The sequence below is a fragment of the Cyanobacterium sp. T60_A2020_053 genome (genome assembly GCA_015272165.1).
GTDB lineage: Bacteria > Cyanobacteriota > Cyanobacteriia > Cyanobacteriales > Cyanobacteriaceae > Cyanobacterium.
Genome location: JACYMF010000058.1, coordinates 70,848 through 90,106, shown reverse-complemented (window position 1 = coordinate 90,106; position 19,259 = coordinate 70,848). Strand labels below are relative to the sequence as shown.

Genomic DNA, 19,259 nt, shown 5'->3' with positions numbered 1-19,259 from the left:
AAAATATTTTATTAATATTGTGAATGACCTGATTCAGTTAAGAGAAAAGTTAACAGAAATTTGGGGTTATGATGATTTTCGACATCCCCAAGGGGAAGTTATCCAAAGTATTTTACAAGGAAAAGATAGTTTAACGGTAATGCCTACGGGTGGGGGAAAATCTCTCTGTTTTCAATTACCAGCATTGTTACAAAAAGGTTTAACTCTGGTAATTTCTCCCCTCGTGGCGCTGATGGAAAATCAAGTGCAGGAATTATGGCAAAAAAATCTCCCTGCGGATATTCTTCATAGTGAAATACCCAGCGCCCGTCGCCGTGTTACCATCAATAAAATACAAAATAATCACCTAAGATTACTTTATTTATCCCCAGAAACTCTCCTCAGCGCGCCTCTGTGGCAACTCATCACCCGTGAGAATGTCATCATCAACGGTATTATTATCGATGAAGCTCATTGTTTAATTCAGTGGGGTAATACCTTTCGACCAGTATATACCAGATTGGGCGGAGTGCGCTGGAATTTAGGCAAAAATCCCCTACCTCCCCTCGCCTGTTTTACCGCTACCGCCGACACTTTCACCCGTCAACAAATCATCGAAACGCTACAACTACAGCAACCACAACAATTTTTAGTTAATCCCTACAAATCTAACTTACAACTAGAAATTAAACAGATTTGGACACCTAAAAGCAGAAAAAATCAGGTAATTCAATTATTAGACAAAAATAAAAATAAAAGCGGTTTAATTTATTTAAGAACCAGAAAAGAAGCAGAAAATTTGTCTGACTTTTTGATAAACTTAGGATATAAAAATAATGCTTATCATGCCGGTTTACCTAGTATCAAACGAAGACAAATAGAACAAGATTGGTTAGCCGAAAAAACTCAATTTGTCGTTTCAACTAATGCCTTTGGCATGGGTATAAATAAGGCTAATTTACGCTGGATTTTACATTATCAAACCCCTTTATTATTATCAGAATATATCCAAGAAATCGGGAGAGGAGGACGAGATGGCAAAATAACTCAAGCCATTAGTTTAATTAGCGAAAAAACAGGATTTTTTGACCCTACCGATAAACAAAGACAACAATATTTTTTGACACAAACATTACGGCAATATCAACAAGCAGAAAAATTTATTAAAAAATTACCACCACAAGAAAATATTAATAATTTACTTAAAATTACTAATAATCAAGACTATCAAATTTATTTAGCAATTTTAGCTAGTAGTAAACAACTGCAATGGCAAGACCCATTTAATTATAAATTGACAGTAAATAATGCTACTAATGCCATCAAATCCATGATCGAGAGAGAGCAAAAATTAGCTCAAAATATGCAAGAGTATTTACACACAAAAAAATGTCGTTGGTATTTTCTCTTGAATTCTTTTGGTTTTGATACTCCCATAAATTTTCGTTGTGGAAAATGTGATAATTGTAGTAGAACTAAGCCAAATTAAAGTAAATTTTATGCCTAGAATATTCGACAATATCGATCAGCAACTACTGGAAAACTTAGACTATAGTATCAATTCAGCTCATAGCGCTGATTTTTGTGTAGGCTATTTCAATTTAAGAGGATGGCGACTAATTGCTAATAAAATAGATAATTTTCTGGGAGGAGAAAATAATAATTGTCGAGTTTTAATTGGGATGCAAAAATTACCAGCAATGGAACTTTATCAACAATTAAAAATTCTCAACACAAAATCAGACGGCTTTTCTCAAGGACAAACTAACGACTTAAAAAGAATCGTTGCCCGTGAGTTTCGGGAACAATTAATGATGGGTATTCCCACCACCGCCGATGAAAAAGGTTTACAACAACTACGACAACAACTCCTCAGCAATAAAGTTCAAGTTAAACTTCACCTACGTTATCCCCTTCACGCCAAACTTTATTTACTCTACAAAAATGACCGAGATCAACCCATCATTGGTTATTTAGGTAGTAGTAATCTCACCTTATCAGGATTAAAAAATCAAGGAGAATTAAATATTGATGTTTTAGATCATGATGCAACACAAAAACTACAAAACTGGTTTGAAGGGCGCTGGAATGATCGATTTTGTGTGGATATTAGCCAAGAATTAGCCGACATTATCGATGAAAGTTGGGCAACAGAAAAATTAATTCCCCCTTACTACATCTATCTCAAAATGGCTTATCATCTTTCTCAAGAAGCCAGAGACGGTTTAAATCAATACACCATTCCCCCTGAGTTTAACCTATTTGATTTTCAAGAAGCCTCCGTCAAAATTGCCTGTCATCATGTTAATCGGCGAGGTGGTGTCATTATTGGTGATGTGGTAGGCTTGGGAAAAACCATCGTTGGAACTGCCATAGCTCGTGTTTTAGAAGAAGATTTCGGTTTTAGTACCCTAATTATCTGTCCTAAAAACCTCGTTGAGATGTGGAAAAACTATCGGGATACCTATGGTTTAAAAGCAAAAATACTACCCTTTAGTATGGTAGAAAAAAAATTAGAGAATATTCCAGCTAGATTTAGATTAGTCCTTATCGATGAAAGTCACAATCTACGGAATCGGGAAGGAAAAAGATATGCTTGTATCAAAGATTATATTCAACAAAGTGGCAGTCGTTGCATTTTATTAACCGCTACTCCTTACAATAAAAGTTATTTTGATTTATCCGCACAATTAAGATTATTTATTGGGGAAGATGAAGATTTGGGTATCAGACCAGAAGAATTATTAAGAAAGACTAATTTTGCCATCCAACATCCCGATATTAGTCCTCGCACTTTAAAAGCCTTTGAAAAAAGCGAATTTCCAGAAGATTGGCAACAATTAATGAGTAAATATATGGTGCGTAGAACACGCAGTTTTATCCGAGATAATTATGCACAATTAGATAAGGAAAAAAATCAAAAATATTTACAATTTGCTGATGGTAGCCCTTTTTATTTTCCAGATCGTATTCCTAAAACTGCCACTTTTCGACTAGAAGAAAACGATCCTTATCATCAACTTTATTCTCTCCAAGTAGTCGATATTATTAGTAACCTCAATTTACCTCGTTATGCTTTAGGTAGTTATCAATTAGGTAATATCAAACAATCATCCTTGACAAAGAAAGAGAAAGATTTACTCGATAGTTTGGCGCGCGCCGGGAAAAATTTAATTGGTTTTTGTCGTACCAATTTATTCAAAAGATTAGAAAGCAGTGGTTATGCTTTTATTGAGTCCATCGAGAGACATATTTTAAGAAATTATATTTATCTTTATGCCCTTGAATCAGACTTAGATATTCCTATCGGTTCTCAGGATGTGGACTTATTTTATAAGGCTTTAAATGATCAAGATACCGATGCTATTTTAAGCAATAACTTAGATATTGAAAATCAAAATAATGAAGACAATAAACAAGATATAGAAAGTTTTGAACAAAAAGAAACACAAGAATTTATTTATTGGCAAAAAGCCGAAAAAATTTATCAAACATACAGTAAAAAATACCCCAAAAGATTTAAGTGGATTAGACCAAGTTTATTTAACGAAGACTTAGAAAAAGAGTTAAGAGAAGATGCCCATAATCTTTTGAAAATACTCAAAAATACCCCAGAATGGACTATTAAAAATGACCAAAAACTATTAGCCCTATACAAATTAATCACTGAAACCCATCCTGATGAAAAAATATTAATCTTCTCTCAATTTGCTGATACTGTTAATCATTTAGGGGAGAAATTACAAGAATTAGGTTTAAGCAATTTTGCTTGTGCCACAGGTAAATCGGACAATCCTACTAACCTTGCCCAAAGATTTAGCCCCAAAAGTAACAACAAGATTTTTTCTTCAGAACAAGAGTTAAGAGTTTTAATTGCAACAGATGTACTATCAGAAGGGCAAAACCTCCAAGATTGTCGCATTATCGTTAACTATGACTTGCCTTGGGCGATTATTCGCTTAATTCAAAGGGCTGGAAGAGTTGATCGCATTGGGCAAAAAGCTCAAGAAATACTCTGTTATTCTTTTTTACCAGCTGAAGGAGTAGAAGAAATAATTAATCTTCGAGGTAGATTAATTCATCGTTTAAACGAAAATGCCGGAGTTGTCGGCACTGATGAAATATTTTTTGAAGGGGAAAATGATAATATTGTTTTGGATTTATACCATGAAAAAGCCGGTATTCTCGATGACATAGAAGATAACGAAGTGGATTTAGTCTCAGAAGCGCTCAGTATTTGGGAATCAGCGAAAGAAAAATATCCCCATATTGCCCAAAAAATTGAACAATTACCTAATGTGATTTATTCTACTCGTCATCATCTCACACAAGAAATTAATCCTCATGGTATTTTGGTATATATGCGTACTAGCGATGGTGTTGATGCCTTAGCTTATGTTGATGAAAATGGTAACAGCGTTACCCAGTCTCAGAATCGCATTTTACGCCTTGCCCGTTGTGAATTGGAAACAAAAGCTATTTCTCGTCATCCCCATCATTTTGATTTAGTCGAAAAAGGTATAAAAATTATCACTAAACAACAGCAGAAAATATCAGGAAATGGAAAACTAGGAAGTCCAAAAAGCGCTAAAGCGAGGACTTATAATCGTCTGATGGATTATATAGAAAAAATAAAAAAAACGCCTCTTTTCGCCCAAGGCAAAGAATGGGAAAACTTAGTTGAGGCAGTGGAAAACATCTATAATTACCCTCTCAAAGAAAGCGCCCTCCGCCGTTTAAATCATCAATTAAAAAGTGGTATTAAGGATGAACAATTAGCCAATATGGTAGTATATCTTTGGGAAAATTCTGCCTTATGTGTTACCCACGAAGATAAAGAGATGATAGACAATCAAATTATTTGTTCTTTGGGATTAATGAACAGGCTATTCACATAATAAGTTAATGTAGGGACGTTGCATGCAACGTCCCTACTGAAATGTGAAAAACTAAATCAGGTCACAAATATACAATTAATTTTGCGTGAGAACTTATAACTGATTCCTGATTGCTATAATTCAAAATTACTGGTATTTTAAAATTTAGTAAATCATAAATAACCATGAAAATCAACCGTCAAAAAGTTACTCAATATCTTGAGAAATTTAACTTTAAATCTCTTTTCATCGAAGAATTAGGATGGGATTATCCTCAAGATAAAACTGATAAATATATTACTGTTGAAAACGAAGTATTCACTTTAACTCCTCTTGCCTATAAACGAAATTTTTATGTTTTCTTATGCTTACTAGAAAATCAATCAATTCCTCTCTCTGCCACCCTCAAAAAAATAGATAAAGAAATTACTAAATATTCCTACGAACACTTTATTATTTATGCTTCACAGTTAGACAAACATCAAAAATGGCAATGGGTAAAAAGAGAAAATAATCAACCTTTAGTTAATCGCACCATTGAATATTCTAGCCAGAAAAAAGAGGCTTTGTTACAAGTTTTAGACACTATCTATGTCACTTTAGATGAAGAAGAAAAACTTAATTTACTTGATGTTAAAGCCAAAGCTAAAAAAGCCTTTGATGTCGATAAAATTACTAAAAAGTTTTATGATAAATTTAAAAAACAACATGGTCAATTTTTAAGTTTTATTGAAGGAATAACCACCGATTTTGACAAGCAATGGTATGCCTCTTTGATGCTTAACCGCTTAATGTTTGTCTATTTCATCCAGAAAAAAGGTTTTTTAAATAGCGATTCAGATTATCTCAGGAATAAATTAAATGAAATCAAAAATAATCCCTCCCTACCCCTCCTTAATAAGAGGGGAGTAAATGCTGAAAAAGTCCCCATTAATAAGGAGGATTTAGGGGTGGCAAATATTGAAAATGATCCCCCCCTACCCCCCCTTGATAAGGGGGGAGGAAATGCGGAAAAAGTCCCCCTTGATAAGGAGGATTTAGGGGTGGCAAATATTGAAAATGATCCCCCCCTACCCCCCCTTGATAAGGGGGGAGGAAATGCGGAAAAAGTCCCCCTTAATAAGGGGGATTTAGGGGGATCGTTTTACTCATTTTATCGTTACTTTTTATTAAAATTATTTCATGAAGGATTAGGCAACGAAAAGCGCCCTCCGCACCTGACAGAATTATTAGGAAAAATACCATATTTAAACGGAGGATTATTTGAAATTCACCCCTTAGAAAATAAATATTATGATATTCAAATAAAAGACGAAGCATTTGAGAAAATATTTGACTTTTTCGATCAATATAACTGGTATTTAGATGATAGACCATTAAAAGCAGATAACGAAATTAATCCCGATGTTTTAGGTTATATTTTCGAGAAATATATCAATCAAAAACAGATGGGCGCTTATTACACCAAAGAAGACATCACCGAATATATTAGTAAAAATTGCATTATTCCCTACCTATTCGATGCAGTATTAACAGAATTAAATCTAAAAATAGAAAAAGTCCCTCTTAATAAGGCAGATTTAAAGGGATCAAATCTGGAAAACGATCCCCCCCTACCCCCCCTTGATAAGGGGGGAGGAAATGCGGAAAAAGTCCCCCTTAATAAGGGGGATTTAGGGGGATCACGAAGTGGCGCTGCGCGATCAAATACGGAAAACAATCCCCCCCAGCCCCCCTTGAAAAAGGGGGGAGGAAATGGGAAAAAAGTCTCTATTTTTACGCATTATTTAGGGGGATTGTTACTACAAGAAAACCCCGATAGATACATTTATGAAGCAGTTAAAAAAGGTGTCAATTTACCATTACCTGATGATATTGCCAAAGGAATAAATGACGTTTCGGCGAGAGAAAATTGGAATCAATCAGCGCCCGAAAATTATAGTTTACCTACAGAAATTTGGCGCGAAGTTATCGCCCGAAGAAACCGTTATTTTGAAGTTAAAGAGAAATTAATTAACGGCGAAATCAACTCTATCAATGATTTAATTACCTATAATCTTGATATTCGCCAATTCGCTCAAGATGCTATTACTAATTTTAATTCGCCCTTAACTCTCCAGATTTTCTATGAAAAATTAACTACTATTTCTATTTTAGACCCAACCTGTGGTAGTGGCGCTTTTTTATTCTCTGCTTTAAATATTCTTTACCCTCTTTATGATGTTTCTTTAGAAAAAATGCAGGAATTTACTGAGAAAAAAATTCCCATTAATAAGGAAAATTTAGGTGGGGCAAATATTGAAAACGATCCCCCCCAGCCCCCCTTGAAAAAGGGGGGAGCAAATACAAAAAAAGTCCCCCTTAGTAAGGGGGATTTAGGAGGATCACGAAGTGGCGCTGCGCGATCAAATACTGAAAATGATCCCCCCCTACCCCCCCTTGAGAAGGGGGGAATAAATGCTGAAAAAGTCCTCCTTAATAAAGGAGATTTAGGGAGATCAAAAAAAGAGTTTCAAGGCATTTTAGCTAATGTGAGAAGTCACCCTAATCGTAGTTATTTTATTCTAAAAAATATCATCCTTAATAATCTTTACGGGGTGGATATTATGGAGGAAGCAACGGAAGTTTGTAAGTTGCGATTATTTCTTAAATTAGCTTCCAAAATTATTCCTAATCCTTCTGCTCAAAATTACGGCATTGAGCCTTTACCTGACATTGATTTTAATATTCGAAGTGGTAATAGTTTAGTGGGTTTTGCTACTTATGATGAGGTGAAAAAGGCTATTTCTGGCACTGAACAAAAAAAGCTCGATTTATTCGATAATATGTCAGTTATCAACGACAAGGCTAAGGCAGTAAGTGAAGTTTATCAATATTTCCGCACTATTCAAACTCAGGGGGAGGGCGCTGGTTTTGCTGAAACTAAGCAAAAGTTACAAGTTAGTTTAGCTAGTTTAAATGAGGAGTTAAATCAATATTTAGCGCACGAATATGGCATCGATACTAAAAAGAAAAAGGATTATCAAAATTGGTTAGCTTCTCATCAGCCTTTCCATTGGTTTACGGAGTTTTATTCAATTATTAATAATGGCGGTTTTGATGTCATTATTGGTAATCCGCCTTATGTGGAATATAGCAAGGTAAAAAAGGATTATCAAATCAAAGGTTATGAAACTGAAAAATGCGGTAATATTTATGCACCTGTACTAGAAAGAGGAACAATTTTAACAAAAAAATCTAGTTTTATTGGTTGGATTGTACCCATTTCTTCTATTTGTACTGAAAGAACAAAATCTCTACAAAACTGTATTAAATCATATAATTTAATATATGCTTCTTCATTTGATATTTTTCCTTCTCGTTTATTTGAAGGTGCAGCGCAAAGATTAACAATTTTATTATTAAATAATAAACATTTAAATAATAAGAAATTTTATTTGACAAAATATTATCGTTGGCGACAAGAAGAAAGAGATAATCTAATAGATATTCTTAGTTATCAAAATAATGATAAATATATTCACACAGGCTGGATTGCTAGAATTACTGAAACTACTACTTTATCTATCATTGACAAAATATATAGTAATGATAAAAATCTAAAAAAATATATTCTAACAACATCTAAAAATCCTATTTATATACATAGAATAGTTAATAATTTTATTAAAGCAATTAGTTTTGAACCGTATTTTAAAAAAGCTGATGGAACTATTACTCATTCTGATGACTTTAAAATATTAAATTGTCAAGATAAATACATAAAAATGTTAATTTGTTTGCTTAACTCTAGCTTATTTTACTTTTATTGGCGTTTACATGGTGATGGTTTTCATTGTGGTTTTAAAGATATTGAAAAATTTACTTGTAATTTAAATGATATGTCAGAAGATATAAAATTACAGTTGAATGATTTATCGGATAAATTAAATCAAGATTTTAAAAAAAATTCGCAAATAAAAATTAGAAAACAAGTTAATACAGGTGAAATTGAATTACAAACCTTTTTTATTTCTAAATCAAAACCAATAATAGATGAAATAGATAAAATATTAGCGCAACATTATGGCTTTAGTGACGAGGAATTAGACTTTATCATTAACTATGATATAAAGTATCGCATGGGTAAAGAATTAGACTCAGATTAAACCCTTTAATGCAGAATATAGGTAGAAATCGGGTTTTTTATAAAGTTAAGTTTTTAGTTTTAAACCCTATCAAAAACTCGATTTCTCTCCCGGCGATTTTAAACAAAATTAAATAATGCTATGATGTTCTAATAAGAAAGGAGAAAAGCAATGGAAACAATCATAATTGAAGTAGATAAGCAAGTAGCTCAACTTTATCAAAAAGCAAATATTAATCAACAAAAAGACGCTACTAAAATTTGTAGTTTTATTCTGAAAGAAATTTTGCAACCATCTAACTTTGAAGAAATTGTTAGTCAAATTCGCCAAGAAGCACAAGTCAATGGTTTAATACCTGAAATATTAACAGAATTATTAAAAGATGACTAAATTAAGCATTATTTTAGATACAAATGTTTTAATTAGAAATATAGAAATTATTACAATTAATAAATTTTTAATGAGATTTAATAATTAGATAAAATAATTACACAACATTATGGGGGATTTATGGGGATCAAATTATGAAAAAGTCCCCCTTGATAAGGGGGATTTAGGGGGATCAAATTATGAAAAAGTCCCCCTTGATAAGGGGGATTTAGGGGGATCAAATTATGAAAAAGTCCCCCTTGATAAGGGGGATTTAGGGGGATCAAATTATGAAAAAGTCCCCCTTGATAAGGGGGGAATAAAAGGGGAGTAAACCAACTTATTTAACGGAAGTTACGAAATGAGCTACTTACCATATAATAAAAATCTTGTTAATAGGGCAAAAGAATTAAGAAAAAATATGACCAAAGCAGAGAAAAAACTTTGGTATGATTATTTAAGAAATTTTAAATTTAGAATACATAGACAACGCCCTATTGATAACTTTATTGTTGATTTTTATTGTCCTGAATTAAAATTAGTAATAGAAGTTGATGGAGAAAGTCATTATCAAGAAAATGCACCAGAATATGACTTGCAAAGAACTCAAATATTAGAAGGATATGGTTTAAAAGTAATTAGATTTAATAATGAAGAAGTTTTACATAATTTAGAAGGAATTGTCAGGATAATTGAGGGAATGATTCCGTAGTTATAGTTTCAGATCCCCCTAAATCCCCCTTATCAAGGGGGACTTTCCGTCCAATTCCCCCCTTATCAAGCAGGGCGTTTTCATTCCCAAAAATGTTAGTTTCTCAAACTAGCCAATAATCTGAAATTCAGAGGTTTTTAACTACTAATAAATCAATTAATAGTAAAAAATCCTCCTGTCTCCCTGTCAACCTGTCTTCTTGTCAAAAACAAATCAATTTTGATCCTGACTTTGAAAACACCCTGCTTATCAAGGGGGGGTAGGGGGGGATCTCCCTTTTTTCCGTAATCTCCCCCCTTATTGGGGTATCTCCCTTAAATTTTTTACTTGGTCAAACCTGAAACCAGCGCCCTCCCCCTGATATAATCAGGGCTTATTGAGGATTTAAAGAGGAAAAAATAAATATGCGTTTATCTCAGATGTTATGGGTAACTTTACGGGAAACTCCAGCAGAAGCAGAAATCCCTAGCCATCAATTACTATTGCGCGCCGGTTTTATACGTCGTATCGGTAGCGGTATTTATGCTTATCTACCGTTAATGTGGCGCGTCTTGCAAAAAGTATCCCAAATCGTCCGAGAAGAAATGAACGCTACAGGGGCGCTAGAATGCCTTTTACCTCAAATCCAACCGGCTGATTTATGGCAGGAATCCGGGCGCTGGGATACCTACACCAAAGCGGAAGGCATCATGTTTTCCCTCGTTGATCGCCAAAAACGAGAGTTGGGATTAGGACCAACTCACGAGGAAGTTATCACCGCCGTAGCTAGGGATATGATCAAATCTTATCGTCAGCTACCAATACATTTGTACCAAATTCAAACTAAATTTAGAGACGAAATTAGACCCCGTTTTGGTTTGATGCGCGGTCGAGAATTTATCATGAAAGATGGTTATTCTTTCCACACTAGCGTAGAAAGTCTCAAGGAAACCTATAAGGATATGGATCAAGCCTACCGCAATATTTTAACCCGTTGTGGCTTGAGTTTTCGGGCTGTAGAAGCGGATTCGGGCGCTATAGGTGGTTCTGGTTCGCAAGAATTTATGGTGTTAGCAGATGCTGGAGAGGATGATATTCTCTACACGGAAGATGGCAAATATTCCGCTAATGTGGAAAAAGCGGTTTCTTTACCCTCCGATGTGATACCTTCTCCTTTCAGTAGTTTTGAAAAACGAGAAACTCCCCATACGGCAACCATTGCTAAAGTTTCAGATTTTTTACAATGTTCAGCGACTATTATTGTTAAAAATGTTTTGTATCAAGCGGTTTATGATTCAGGGAAAACCGTCTTAGTTTTAGTTAATATTAGAGGGGATCAAGATGTTAACGAAGTCAAATTACAAAATGAATTGGTCAAATTAGCTTCTAATTATGATGCTAAAACTGTGATTAGTTTAACTGTACCAGACCCCGATGCTCAAGCCAAATGGGCTGGTCAACCCTTACCATTAGGCTATATTGCCCCAGATTTAGCGGATAGTTACATAGCGCCCTCCCTCCATGTTGAGCCTAGTTTTTTGAGAATGGCTGATCAAACGGTGGTAAATTTAACTAATTTTGTCACCGGTAGTAACGAATGTGGTTATCATACGGTGGGCGCTAATTGGGGTGAAAATTTCCCTTTACCAAAATTAATTGTTGATGTGCGCAAAGCTCAAACGGGAGACAGAGCAATACATGATCCTACACAGCTACTACAAACAGCGAGAGGTATTGAAGTAGGGCATATTTTCCAATTAGGCACGAAATATTCTGAGGCCATGGGCGCTACCTATACCAGTGAGGAAGGCAAGGAAGAGCCTTTTGTCATGGGCTGTTATGGTATTGGGGTATCACGGTTAGCACAGGCTGCCGTAGAGCAATTCTATGATAAGGATGGTATTATTTGGCCCGTTGCCATTGCGCCCTATCATGCCATCATTGTTGTGCCAAATATCACTGATGCTAATCAAATGCAGGTAGCTGAAAAACTACATCAGGAGATGAATGAAGCTGGTATCGAGACTTTACTTGATGATCGGGATGAGCGCGCTGGGGTAAAATTTAAGGATGCTGATTTAATTGGTATTCCTTATCGTATCGTCACTGGGCGCTCTCTCAAGGATGGTAAAGTGGAATTGGTGGTGCGCGCTAGTAAAGCTAGTGAAGATGTTTTAATTGAAGATGTAGTAAAAACTATTAAAAATTTTTAAACATTGCATTTAGTAGAGACGTTGTATGTAACGTCTCTATTGAAATATCAAAAACTGAATTGAATTAAAAATAAATAAAAATAATATTATTCAGCATTAAGTTTTGTAGCTAGAATTATGAGTTCTCAAAAAGAAAAAGTAAAATCGATGTTGAGAAAATTAAGTGATGATTGCACCATTGAGGATATACAATATCATTTGTATGTTTTAGGCAAAATTCATCAAGGCTTACAAATGGCTCAATGCGAGGGGGTTTTGCGACAGGTGGAAGTAGAGGGGTTGCTAAATAAATGGCTTATCGAGTAGTTTGGTCTTTAAAAGCGGTGGAAGATGTGGAAGCTATTGCAGCCTACATTGCGAGGGATTCCCCTTCCTATGCGGCGGCGGTAGTACAAAAAATTCTCGGTATTACTCAAAATTTGGCTTCTGGTAACGGTGAAGGGCGCCCGATTCCAGAGTTTGATGATTGTCATACTATGGAGGAGTTTGCCTATAGTTATCGCCTCATTTATCGCTGTGATGATGATCTTTATACCATTTTGGCAGTGATTCACGGTAAAAAATTACTCTATCTCACGGATTAAAGGCAAAGGGCAAAGGAAATTATTATTTCATAATTCATAATTCATAATTCATAATTCATAATTCATAATTCATAATTCATAATTAATTATCTCTCCCTTTCTCCCTTTCTCTTTCTTGGAAATTTAATGTTAGATTTAGCAAAATTAGCGCAACAAATGCCCCAAGTAGGGCAGGAAATGCAGAAAGAGGCTCATTTCAGCAGTCAACGGTTACTCCTTGCTGAAGAATTTTTGAAAAAATTAGAGACTCGACAAGAGGAATTTATGGAGGTTTACGGGCGCTTTCGTGATCGGTTGATTTTTTCCCCTGCTACTCCCATTGAACCAATATCAAAAGTAATTGATATACCCAGCGCCCCTCCCCGTCATACAGTATTTTCCAGTGATGGCTCACAAATTGCCCCGTCACATCATGAAATTGCCTATTGTTACTTGATCAATATCGGTAGAATCATGCTTCATTATGGGCAAAATTTACATCCGTTATTAGATAGTATTCCCGAAATTTACTATAAATCTGCCGATTTAAACCGTTATCGCCAGTGGGGAGTGCGCACGGAAGAATGGATGGGTTATCAGCGCACGGTGGCGGAGGGGGAAGCATTGGCAAATATGGCTTGTACTTGGGTTAATCCGCCGGGCGCCCATTTTGATACCCCTAATTTGGCAATGAGTGATGGTTCTTTGGTATATTGGTTTTTAGAAAATTTACCTCACGAAGCGAGAGAGGAAATATTAACGCCCATTATCAACGCTTGGGAAAAACTACGAGAAAGTAAAATTCCTTGGGTGGGTTATCTGAGTGCTTCGCGCGCTATGGATGCCAATAGTTTTCTGCGCTTAGTAGCTTGTCCCTATGAGCAACCGGATTGCTATACTTATTGTGATAATGACATGGAAAAATATCCTTGTCAAAAGTTCCAACCGTTACGAGATGCTACTTTATGGGCAACATTATTACAACCGGGGCAACGTAGCGCCCTTTTCCGTAGCAATTCCCGTATTTTAGAGCTTTATCCTGATGATTTACGTCCCTATTTTTGTTATCTTCATGGCGGAGTGGAAATCGCTAGGGTAGAGTTTCCCCAATGGGTAGCCCAAGATGATGAAATATTGCGGAGGGCGCTGGGTATTACCCTTGCTCAAATTGAAAAAGGTTTTGGCTATCCTGTCGCCCTTGCTGAAGCCCATAATTTAGCAGTGGTGAAAGGTGGCGATCGCAGTCGTTTTTTCGCTCTTTTGGAGCGACAGATGTTAAAGTCAGGATTGCGTAACGTTGGCACATCTTACAAAGAAGCCCGAAAAAGAGGCAGTATTGCCTAGGGGATAGATTCTATCTTCGGACTTTACCCACCGTGTAATGAATTACACGGAACCAATAGTTTTTCGTTCAATAAATTGAACTAAGATATTCGTATTACTAATTTGTAAGCCTTAAAACCTTTGCCCCTTGCCCTTTTAACTTTGCCCTTTTAAAACCTTTGCCCTTTGCCCATTGCCCTTTTCCCTTCACCTAATTAGGAATATCAAATAAGACTTGAGTCATATAAATTTCTGCCCATTCCTCGCCAAAAGCCTTCTCCAAAATACGGCGCGTTTTATCATTCAACTGCTGTTGACGACAATAATTTTTTTGCCCTGCTAAATATATTTGTCCTTCTTCTGCTGATAAAAGTTGAGATTCTAAAGCAATATGACAATGTATAGTTAAAAAATTGGTGACTCGATTAATAAAATTTTGCTCTTCTTCATCACCGTGGGGGCGGATAAATAAACAGTAAGGGGAGAAAATGTCACCCCAAGGGGGTAATTCTCGTTTTTCACTGAAACCATCATCAGAAAGCGCCCCTAACCGTTGTTGATAGTCTTCTGAGAGGGTGCGGAGGGCGCTGGTGGGAGATAAATCCACAATGGCGGCACTAATACCCCTTTTACCGCCCACAATATCACAACCAAACATGGGTAAACCATAGCCAAAACGAGGAAACATCACACAGTGTAAAATATCTAAATTTTCTCCCACCTTTGCCAACTCAAGGTGCATTTTGCGAAATTCACGGCTTTGATAGCAACAATTTTGAATGGTTAACCTTTCTCCTTCTAACTTCCCTTCCACATAACCTAAATTCTCTGGCAACTGATAATCGCTCAGGGTGAGGTGCGCTGACCAAGTTTGTACTATACTATCAGCTAACTGATTAATTAAAGGATGTAATCTTTCTTTTAAACTAGAATTAAAAATATCGCTCATTGTGATCATCATTTTTCGTTATCATGCAGTTATCAGTGTACATTTAAACGTTAATTATCGGAAATAAACATTATGTTTGGCTTAGGTATTCCCGAAATTGTTATTATTTTAGTGGTAGTCATTCTTATTTTTGGACCCAAAAAACTACCCGAATTAGGCAACGCATTAGGTAAGAGTTTGAGAGGTTTTAAAGAAGAAATTAATCCACCATCAGAAGAAGAAGAACAGGATTTTAAATAATTATGGATAAAGATACAAAATTTGCTTTTTTAGTGATTGGTTTACCATTTTTAGGCTTAATTTATTGCCTAATAATTCTTGCTTGTATGCTCACATTACCCATTGCTCAAAATCATCCTGTTATGACAGGAATAGGGTTTGGAATTATTCCTTTTGGTATTGCTGTTTATTTTTGGACTACTGCCTCCGCCAAGGCTTATAAAAAATCCCCTAAAACTAAATAAAATATAATTATGTCCGTTGAGATAGATCAAATTAAGTTGGTAGAATTAGTATTTAATTCCTATTTAGGTCAAGATGGTTCAATAAATAAAACTTTAGATAATAAAATTGCTATTTATTCCATTTATAATGAAGAAAAAAAATTACAATACATAGGCTATTCTCGTAATCTATTACTAAGTTTAAAACAACATTTAGTCAGACAGCCTCAGGAATGCTACTGGTATAAATATTACGAAATCCAGCGCCCTTCGCGCTCAATTTTAGAGGATATAAAAAACCAATGGTTAACTGAAAATGGTGACATTCCCGTGGGTAATGGCGAAAAAGAAAGTCAATGGAATCAACCTATTGATGCTAAATTAACCATGACAGAGGAAGACAAACAAATCTATCAAAATAGTGATGAGTTAGGTAAGATTAAGGTTCTAAAAAAAATATCTCGCCGAGTGGAAGAAGAAATTAAACAACAACTAAATCAGCGACAAATTAATTTTGAAGTTCGCTTTAATCCTAAATTAAAAGAACAAGGTTTATTAGATTTAAAATCTTAGAAAATAATTTTTTTCATTGTCCCTATTACATTGAAAGAAAAATGACTATACTCACTTATCCCATTAATATTTGTTCATGACTTCGTTTTTGTAGCAAAACCTAATAACATAAACTAACTTAGCAAAGTTGCAGAACAGAGAGTCTCTTGATTGGATCAAGAAATTATTAATTATTTCCATCACTCAAAGTGAGGTTAAAATAAAAGAGGTATTTTGCATAAATAATTGAGTGGTGGCGATGAAAATTACAGAGATTGTTGATCAAGCATTGGAAAGTGGCTATTTAACCCCGACGATGGAAGGGGAAGTGGGTAGAATGTGTGAGCAGTCAGCAGAGTTATCCAATGAAGAATATTTATCTTTGGACAAATTGATGGGTGCTTTATTAACAGGAGAAGTGGTAGCTATGCCAAGAAAACAATTTATCAATGTCATGGAAGAATTAGTGGTAAGTGAGGTTATCTCTAGGGTGGCAGAAATTGAAACTACCAGTAATCGTTTATTGGATGTGGGTGATATATCTGCTTATGCACTCAATCGTTTACCACCACTTTATGCAACTACGGAGGAGGGCGCTTCTTTTCAGCGCACAAAGGCATTGGATGAATTGAATAAACTTATTACCACACAAGTAGAACAAGCGATCTCATTATATTTAGAGCGCCCAGAATTTCACCCCGAAAGACAAGCACTGAGTAAAGGTTCTCAATCCCATAATGTATTTGAGCAAGTTACAAAATTATTACAATCTCAAGCACCTCATTATGAGTAAAAATCAAGGGGCTTAAGCCCCTTGCCTTTAAGTCTGTAATGCTTATCTTCTTGTTATAAATCAACAATCATTGATAAAAATTAGGAATTTTTAAGAAGCTATGATTATGCTAAAACCTTTGATTTATAAACCTTTTTACTATCCACTAACCACCCCCCTCACGACTCCACTTTTTCAGCAACCCCTAATTAGCTTTGTCAAAACTAGATTGAAATTTGGAAAGATTTCATCTATGAATTAGTCTTCTTCTTGAGGCTCAATAATTTCTAAGGGTATGGATTTACGGGGAGGGAGTCGATTTTCTAATTCTGCTTTTAACTCTACTTTTTGCCCACGATTAAGATTAACAGGAACTTTTTCCAATTCAGGTAATGCAACAAATTTTTTGCGAGGAATAGAGCGTTTCTGTTGAGCAAAATTCGGTAGAGGTTGTTGTTTTTCTTTCTCCTCTAACCAGTAATTAGCAACAGGCAAAGTATGTTCTAAATCTTCTAATAAACGAGGAATAATCATTACGGCGTTTAATTCGCCGATGCGTTGGGCTTCTGCCATTCCAGCCTCAATGGCTACGGCTACATTTGCCACTGTGCCTCGAATGATGGCGGTACAAAGTCCATCGCCTATGGTTTCATAGGATGCTAATTGTACATCAGCCGATTTCATCATGGCATCAGCAGCGCCCACCATCGCAGGGAAGCCCCTTGTTTCAATTAAACCGATAGACCGATTACTGAGACGACTATAACCCCTTTCCTGTTGAGCTAACTCCACCAATTTACTGCCGATGGGAAAAATCGCCTCCAGATTAGGCATGGGACGAGCTATGACTAATTTAGTATGTAGTTGTCCGATTTGTTCTGCCATTCTAGCGCCCTCCTCCACAGCGAGGCGCACGTCAGCGATATTTCCCCTCACAATGGCGGTGCAATACCCTGAGCCAATTTTTTCATAACCCACTAAAATCACTTCAGCAGATTTGAGCATCATATCTGCTGTGCCTACTATGGCGGGAAAACTGAGGGTTGAAACTAAGCCAAGGGCGCTATCGGGGCTAACGTGTTTTTTTCTCATGTACAGTGGTTGAGAAATTTTTAAATTATCTCTGAGGGTATTTACAATTATTCCTCTTCCATCATACATTATTCTTTCTTTACTTCAAGATTAATTTAACGGTGGAGATAATTAATTATGAATTGTAAATTATGAATTATGGACTATGAAATAATAATTTTCATTATCAATTATTAATTATCCATTGTCCATTATTATTTGTTATCTTGTTTATCGGTACGATTATCAATCAAGGGTCATTAAGACCATTGAAAGAATAAAAATAAATTAATGGATCAGTTATACAGCGCCCTCACCCTATTTTTAAGTTTGTTGGTGGAAGCAATGCCATTTCTACTGTTAGGAGTATTGCTTTCTAGTAGTTTAATAATTTTTGTAGATGAAAGAAAACTTATCTCTTTAATGCCATCAAACCCAATTCTAGGCTCTATTGTGGGCAGTTTATTCGGTTTTTGCTTTCCCGTCTGTGAATGCGGTAATATTCCCGTCGCGCGCCGATTTTTACTACAAGGATTGCCCACTTCCGTTGCAGTTTCCTTTTTATTAGCAGCGCCCACCATCAATCCAGTGGTATTATGGTCAACTTATGTAGCATTTCGAGGACAACCCATCATCTTTTGGTTAAGAATCCTTTTTTCTCTGACCATTGCTATTTCCATGGGTTGCCTTTTTAGCCTCCAAAAAGATTTTCGCCCCCTCTTAAAACCATCCTTAGCCAAACGCATCACGGTTTTATTAAATCCACCACCACCATCTCCCAGCACCTCAGAATATAGCCTATTAAACTCAGGTAGTTTTATTTTAAATCAGTCAGGGCAAATGGTAAAAATGGATGAAAATTTGCTTAAATCTGAGGAAAAAAAAGCAAAATCGCCCTTTACATCCGAAAAATTAAACTTGTTTATTGATAACGTCACCCAAGAATTAAGAGATTTAGGAGGAGTATTGGTGTTAGGTAGTGCTATCGCTGCCTCAGTGCAAGTTTTTATACCAAGAGAAATTATCTTAAATATTGGACAAGATACCATTACTTCCATTGTTGCCATGATGATTCTAGCGGCGGTGGTGTCTATTTGCTCTACTGTGGACTCATTTTTTGTCTTGTCATTTGCGTCCACTTTTACCACAGCCTCCCTAGTGGCTTTTTTGGTATTTGGTCCTATGATTGACATTAAAGCCATGGGTTTAATGTTATCAATTTTTAAACCCAGAATGATTCTATATTTAATGATATTAATTGCTCAATTAACCTTCATTTTTACCCTGTCTTACAGTTACTTTTTTTAAAGTATAAAACTAGAGAATAACA

Annotated in this window: 16 protein-coding genes; 14 read left to right on the top strand and 2 right to left on the bottom strand. The window is 35.6% G+C overall.

Annotated elements, in window-relative coordinates:
- Nucleotides 1-10: 10 nt before the first annotated feature.
- The 9 genes from IGQ45_08505 (at nt 11) to IGQ45_08465 (ending at nt 14,163) form a co-directional block, all read left to right on the top strand.
- Complete coding sequence (locus tag IGQ45_08505) at nt 11-1,468, top strand: ATP-dependent DNA helicase RecQ (GenBank protein ID MBF2057250.1); 1,458 nt, start codon at nt 11-13, stop codon at nt 1,466-1,468.
- 10 nt (nt 1,469-1,478) lie between these two features.
- Nucleotides 1,479-4,877: an NgoFVII family restriction endonuclease gene (locus IGQ45_08500; protein ID MBF2057249.1), complete on the top strand. Its 3,399-nt coding sequence runs from the start codon at nt 1,479-1,481 to the stop codon at nt 4,875-4,877.
- A gap of 164 nt (nt 4,878-5,041) precedes the next feature.
- A complete protein-coding gene (locus IGQ45_08495) occupies nt 5,042-9,004 on the top strand; it encodes an Eco57I restriction-modification methylase domain-containing protein (GenBank protein MBF2057248.1) in 3,963 nt (1,320 codons plus the stop codon).
- 150 nt (nt 9,005-9,154) lie between these two features.
- Nucleotides 9,155-9,373 (top strand): hypothetical protein, encoded by a 219-nt coding sequence (locus IGQ45_08490; protein MBF2057247.1) that lies wholly within the window; start codon nt 9,155-9,157, stop codon nt 9,371-9,373.
- A 340-nt stretch (nt 9,374-9,713) separates the two neighbouring features.
- The gene (locus tag IGQ45_08485; GenBank protein MBF2057246.1) at nt 9,714-10,064 is read left to right on the top strand and encodes an endonuclease domain-containing protein; all 351 of its coding nucleotides are present in this window, start codon (nt 9,714-9,716) and stop codon (nt 10,062-10,064) included.
- A gap of 404 nt (nt 10,065-10,468) precedes the next feature.
- Nucleotides 10,469-12,256: a proline--tRNA ligase gene (gene proS, locus IGQ45_08480; GenBank protein MBF2057245.1), complete on the top strand. Its 1,788-nt coding sequence runs from the start codon at nt 10,469-10,471 to the stop codon at nt 12,254-12,256.
- A gap of 117 nt (nt 12,257-12,373) precedes the next feature.
- A complete protein-coding gene (locus IGQ45_08475) occupies nt 12,374-12,562 on the top strand; it encodes a hypothetical protein (protein MBF2057244.1) in 189 nt (62 codons plus the stop codon).
- Complete coding sequence (locus tag IGQ45_08470) at nt 12,547-12,840, top strand: type II toxin-antitoxin system RelE/ParE family toxin (GenBank protein MBF2057243.1); 294 nt, start codon at nt 12,547-12,549, stop codon at nt 12,838-12,840. The genes IGQ45_08475 and IGQ45_08470 overlap by 16 nt, the downstream gene beginning before the upstream one ends.
- Before the next feature lie 126 nt (nt 12,841-12,966).
- A complete protein-coding gene (locus tag IGQ45_08465; protein ID MBF2057242.1) occupies nt 12,967-14,163 on the top strand; it encodes a DNA double-strand break repair nuclease NurA in 1,197 nt (398 codons plus the stop codon).
- Between the two features lie 190 nt (nt 14,164-14,353).
- Here the strand turns inward: IGQ45_08465 and IGQ45_08460 are convergent, their stop codons facing one another.
- Nucleotides 14,354-15,091, bottom strand: coding sequence for a phycocyanobilin:ferredoxin oxidoreductase (locus tag IGQ45_08460; protein ID MBF2057241.1), 738 nt, complete (start codon nt 15,089-15,091; stop codon nt 14,354-14,356).
- 72 nt (nt 15,092-15,163) lie between these two features.
- On the opposite strand from IGQ45_08460, the gene tatA reads away from it, so the two are divergent.
- From tatA to IGQ45_08440, 4 genes are all read left to right on the top strand, one after another.
- The gene (tatA, locus tag IGQ45_08455) at nt 15,164-15,331 is read left to right on the top strand and encodes a twin-arginine translocase TatA/TatE family subunit (protein ID MBF2057240.1); all 168 of its coding nucleotides are present in this window, start codon (nt 15,164-15,166) and stop codon (nt 15,329-15,331) included.
- Nucleotides 15,332-15,333: 2 nt separating this feature from the next.
- Entirely contained in the window at nt 15,334-15,555 is a 222-nt protein-coding gene (locus tag IGQ45_08450) for a hypothetical protein (protein MBF2057239.1), read from the top strand.
- Nucleotides 15,556-15,564: 9 nt separating this feature from the next.
- Complete coding sequence (locus IGQ45_08445; GenBank protein MBF2057238.1) at nt 15,565-16,107, top strand: GIY-YIG nuclease family protein; 543 nt, start codon at nt 15,565-15,567, stop codon at nt 16,105-16,107.
- 238 nt (nt 16,108-16,345) lie between these two features.
- Nucleotides 16,346-16,879, top strand: coding sequence for a late competence development ComFB family protein (locus IGQ45_08440; GenBank protein ID MBF2057237.1), 534 nt, complete (start codon nt 16,346-16,348; stop codon nt 16,877-16,879).
- Nucleotides 16,880-17,116: 237 nt separating this feature from the next.
- On the opposite strand, the gene IGQ45_08435 is transcribed toward IGQ45_08440, so the two are convergent.
- Nucleotides 17,117-17,950 carry a carbon dioxide-concentrating mechanism protein gene (locus tag IGQ45_08435; GenBank protein ID MBF2057236.1) on the bottom strand — a complete coding sequence of 278 codons (834 nt, stop codon included), beginning with the start codon at nt 17,948-17,950 and terminating at the stop codon, nt 17,117-17,119.
- A gap of 270 nt (nt 17,951-18,220) precedes the next feature.
- On the opposite strand from IGQ45_08435, the gene IGQ45_08430 reads away from it, so the two are divergent.
- Nucleotides 18,221-19,237 carry a permease gene (locus IGQ45_08430; GenBank protein ID MBF2057235.1) on the top strand — a complete coding sequence of 339 codons (1,017 nt, stop codon included), beginning with the start codon at nt 18,221-18,223 and terminating at the stop codon, nt 19,235-19,237.
- Nucleotides 19,238-19,259 lie beyond the last annotated feature (22 nt).

Bases quoted from the DNA above. Each gene is read 5' to 3' on its own strand.
- IGQ45_08490 (MBF2057247.1), top strand. From the start codon at position 9,155: ATGGAAACAATCATAATTGAAGTAGATAAGCAAGTAGCTCAACTTTAT.
- IGQ45_08435 (MBF2057236.1), bottom strand. From the start codon at position 17,950: ATGAGAAAAAAACACGTTAGCCCCGATAGCGCCCTTGGCTTAGTTTCA.
- IGQ45_08475 (MBF2057244.1), top strand. From the start codon at position 12,374: ATGAGTTCTCAAAAAGAAAAAGTAAAATCGATGTTGAGAAAATTAAGT.
- IGQ45_08470 (MBF2057243.1), top strand. From the start codon at position 12,547: ATGGCTTATCGAGTAGTTTGGTCTTTAAAAGCGGTGGAAGATGTGGAA.
- IGQ45_08440 (MBF2057237.1), top strand. From the start codon at position 16,346: ATGAAAATTACAGAGATTGTTGATCAAGCATTGGAAAGTGGCTATTTA.
- IGQ45_08500 (MBF2057249.1), top strand. From the start codon at position 1,479: ATGCCTAGAATATTCGACAATATCGATCAGCAACTACTGGAAAACTTA.
- IGQ45_08430 (MBF2057235.1), top strand. From the start codon at position 18,221: ATGGATCAGTTATACAGCGCCCTCACCCTATTTTTAAGTTTGTTGGTG.
- IGQ45_08460 (MBF2057241.1), bottom strand. From the start codon at position 15,091: ATGAGCGATATTTTTAATTCTAGTTTAAAAGAAAGATTACATCCTTTA.
- IGQ45_08450 (MBF2057239.1), top strand. From the start codon at position 15,334: ATGGATAAAGATACAAAATTTGCTTTTTTAGTGATTGGTTTACCATTT.
- IGQ45_08465 (MBF2057242.1), top strand. From the start codon at position 12,967: ATGTTAGATTTAGCAAAATTAGCGCAACAAATGCCCCAAGTAGGGCAG.
- proS (MBF2057245.1), top strand. From the start codon at position 10,469: ATGCGTTTATCTCAGATGTTATGGGTAACTTTACGGGAAACTCCAGCA.
- IGQ45_08445 (MBF2057238.1), top strand. From the start codon at position 15,565: ATGTCCGTTGAGATAGATCAAATTAAGTTGGTAGAATTAGTATTTAAT.
- IGQ45_08495 (MBF2057248.1), top strand. From the start codon at position 5,042: ATGAAAATCAACCGTCAAAAAGTTACTCAATATCTTGAGAAATTTAAC.
- tatA (MBF2057240.1), top strand. From the start codon at position 15,164: ATGTTTGGCTTAGGTATTCCCGAAATTGTTATTATTTTAGTGGTAGTC.
- IGQ45_08485 (MBF2057246.1), top strand. From the start codon at position 9,714: ATGAGCTACTTACCATATAATAAAAATCTTGTTAATAGGGCAAAAGAA.